The organism is Thalassolituus sp. UBA6592 (assembly GCF_002433655.1).
Lineage (GTDB): Bacteria > Pseudomonadota > Gammaproteobacteria > Pseudomonadales > Oceanobacteraceae > Venatoribacter.
In genome coordinates this window covers 1-2,899 of record NZ_DJIO01000116.1, presented here as the reverse complement: position 1 = coordinate 2,899, position 2,899 = coordinate 1, and the positions used below count along the sequence as shown (strand labels likewise).

The window sequence follows — 2,899 nt, the reverse complement described above, 5'->3', positions numbered from 1 at the left end:
CTTTGTAAACGGCCTGGCTATCGTGATTTTCCTGGCCCAGTTGGGGCAGTTTAAAGTCACTGGCGCGTTGGGGACCCAGGAGTGGATGAGTGGCACCATGCTGTACATCATGCTGGGATTGGTAGCCTTAACCATGGCAATCATCTACTTATTGCCGAAACTGACCAAAGCGGTACCCGCATCGCTGGCAGCGATTATCACTATCACATTGCTAGTGCACGGATTGGATATGGAAGCCCGTACGGTTATCGACTTCGTGCGCGACATGCTCCCGGTTGATCAACGCGACAGCGCGACCCTGGCTGGCGAATTGCCGACCTTTGCTATTCCCATGGTGCCATTTAACTGGGATACGCTGATGATTATCTTACCGACCTCGGTTATTTTGTGTCTGGTGGGTCTGATTGAGTCATTGTTAACGCTCACCCTGATTGATGAGATGACCGATACCCGTGGCCGCGGCAACAAAGAATGTGTGGCTCAGGGAACGGCGAATATCGTCACTGGTTTCTTCGGTGGTATGGGCGGTTGTGCCATGATCGGTCAGAGCATGATTAACGTCAGCTCCGGTGGTCGTGGTCGTCTGTCCGGTATTGCTGCAGCACTGTTCCTGCTGAGTTTTATTCTGTTTGCTTCACCTCTGATCGAAGAGATTCCGATTGCGGCGCTGGTGGGCGTGATGTTTATGGTGGTGATTGGCACCTTCGAATGGACCAGTTTCCGCATTATGCGCAAAATTCCTAAGCATGATGCGTTTGTACTGGTGCTGGTATCCGGTGTGACTGTGGTAACGGACCTGGCCATCGCGGTGATCGTCGGTGTTATCGTATCGGCGCTGGTGTTTGCCTGGGAGCATGCCAAACGCATTCGTGTGACCACCCGCGAAGACGAAAATGCCAAAATTTATGATCTGGTTGGTCCGCTGTTTTTTGGTTCCGTCACCCGCTTTAAAGATCTGTTTGATGTCGAAAATGACCCTCAGATGGTGATCATCGACTTCCGTTATTCCCGCGTGGCGGATCATTCTGCGCTGGAAGCCATCGATCATATCGCTGAGCGTTATCTGGCCGCGGGCAAAGAATTGCGTCTGCGCCATCTCAGTGAAGATTGCCGAGTGATGCTGAAAAAAGCCGGTAACCTGTGCGATGTAAACGTGATTGAAGATCCGAACTATCGTGTTGCACTGGATGAGCTGGGCTGATTTTTACTGCCCTGATTGCTACTGGCCTGAACGCAGGCCTTAAACAGCGGATCTGATACAGCAGCCCAAAAATGCACGCTGCATAGAAAGCCCGCTGAATAAAAAGCCCGCACTGAACAATTCAGTGCGGGCTTTTTATTTTGTATTTACGGACTGGAGCGATGATCTGGCAGGTCGCAGTTTGGCTCACTCAGGCAGATCAATCAGACAGCTTATTAAGGTAGTTCTGCCAGTCGGCTGGTTTGCCATAGAACTGACTGTGGGGCAGACGCTGCAGGCCTTTATCTGTTTCCATGATCAGGGTAGGAAAGCCCTGAACGCCCAGCTGGCTCATTTGCTGATGGCTATGCTGCAGTTCGTAGCGCAGTTGTGCTGCGGCATCCTGCATGGCGTTTTGCCAGTCGCTGTCTGCAATTCCAAGATCTTTAGCAATCTGTTGCAGTGTTGCTTCTTCCGACACATCCAGACCCTGTTGATAATGAGCGGACTGAATGGCTTTCAGCATGGTGAACTCATCCTTACCGCAGGTTTTGGCGGCCAGAATTGCCTGCGTCGGCAGCATGGAATCCAGTATCAGTGGCTGACTGCTGGCAACCCGGGCACGATAATTTTCACCAAATTCAGCTTCGGTCAGGCTGGCGATATGCTCGTCGGCGCTGAGAATATGCTGGCGAAAACCGTTTTCCATGGGGCGGCGGCCGATCATGCCACCTGGGTGCATTACTACCTGCCAGTTGTTTTCAGCAGCGAAGTTGTTCAGTGCTGAAATCAGTGTGGTCGCACCGTAACACCAGCCACACATCGGATCGTAAAAATAATGTATTTTGTTCATGTTACATCTTCTTAAATGCAGAAAGTTAAGAGCGATGATGACCGCTCTTAACTGTATCCATAATTACCAGACCATTTCACCTGTGTGGACTTTAGAGCCCAGATCCAGCGCGATGTGCAGTCCGGCGGTTGGATATTTCTGTTCCATAGCCGCCTGTACGTAGGCGCTGTTTTTGTAGATGCCGATCACTTCGCGGAAGTCATCGAGATATTGTTTTGAATCGTCGATATTTTTTGCAGTAAGTTCTGAACCGGCAGCCATGTGCCCTGGAATCACGATTTCTGGTTTCAGTGATTTCATATCATCCAGCTGGGCATCCCAGGCATCCAGCTTAGCTTTGCTCTGAGTATCGGCCGTCCACAGGTGCAGTCCGGCAAACACAGAGATGTCGCCAAGGATGGCTTTACTGTCTTTGACCCACAAGTACGGACGGTTTGCCAGTTCGCCTTTGGTGCCACGGATCTCAATTTTATGGCCATCAATGGTCAGATATTTGTCTGTGTAGGCGTCCGGAAGAACCGGCTGATGCGGTGCATTCTGGCCGAGTTTTGGTCCCCAGTAAGCGACTTTACCTTCCATTTTTTTCTCAATGGCTTCACGCACAGCCGGAGTAGTGATCACGCGTGCATCCGGAAAAATCTGCTTCAGGACTTCGGCTCCGAAGTAAAAATCCGGGTCGGCCTGGCTGATAAAAATGGTGTTCAGTGGTTTGCCGGCATCCAGTACTTTGCCTGCAATACGCAGGGCGTCAGCTTTGGTAAAACCGGTATCAACCAGCAGTGTTTCAGTCTCACCAATCACCAGCGTCGCGTTGACGTGGAAGCTGTTGGCACCGGCATTGTAGACATCAAAGGTCAGACGCTTGT

Annotated in this window: 3 protein-coding genes; 1 reads left to right on the top strand and 2 read right to left on the bottom strand. The window is 51.1% G+C overall.

What is annotated here, in order from left to right; translation table 11 throughout:
- Positions 1–1,201 (top strand): SulP family inorganic anion transporter (locus B2Z72_RS11130; protein WP_297004816.1); only part of this gene is annotated, 1,201 nt, incomplete at its 5' end.
- 199 nt (positions 1,202–1,400) lie between these two features.
- On the opposite strand, the gene B2Z72_RS11125 is transcribed toward B2Z72_RS11130, so the two are convergent.
- Positions 1,401–2,033 (bottom strand): DsbA family protein, encoded by a 633-nt coding sequence (locus tag B2Z72_RS11125; RefSeq protein WP_296980027.1) that lies wholly within the window; start codon positions 2,031–2,033, stop codon positions 1,401–1,403.
- A gap of 63 nt (positions 2,034–2,096) precedes the next feature.
- Positions 2,097–2,899: MBL fold metallo-hydrolase (locus tag B2Z72_RS11120; protein ID WP_297004813.1), on the bottom strand; the 803-nt coding region annotated here is incomplete at its 5' end.

Coding starts and splice junctions, on each gene's coding strand:
- B2Z72_RS11125 (WP_296980027.1), bottom strand. CDS start 2,033: ATGAACAAAATACATTATTTTTACGATCCGATGTGTGGCTGGTGTTAC.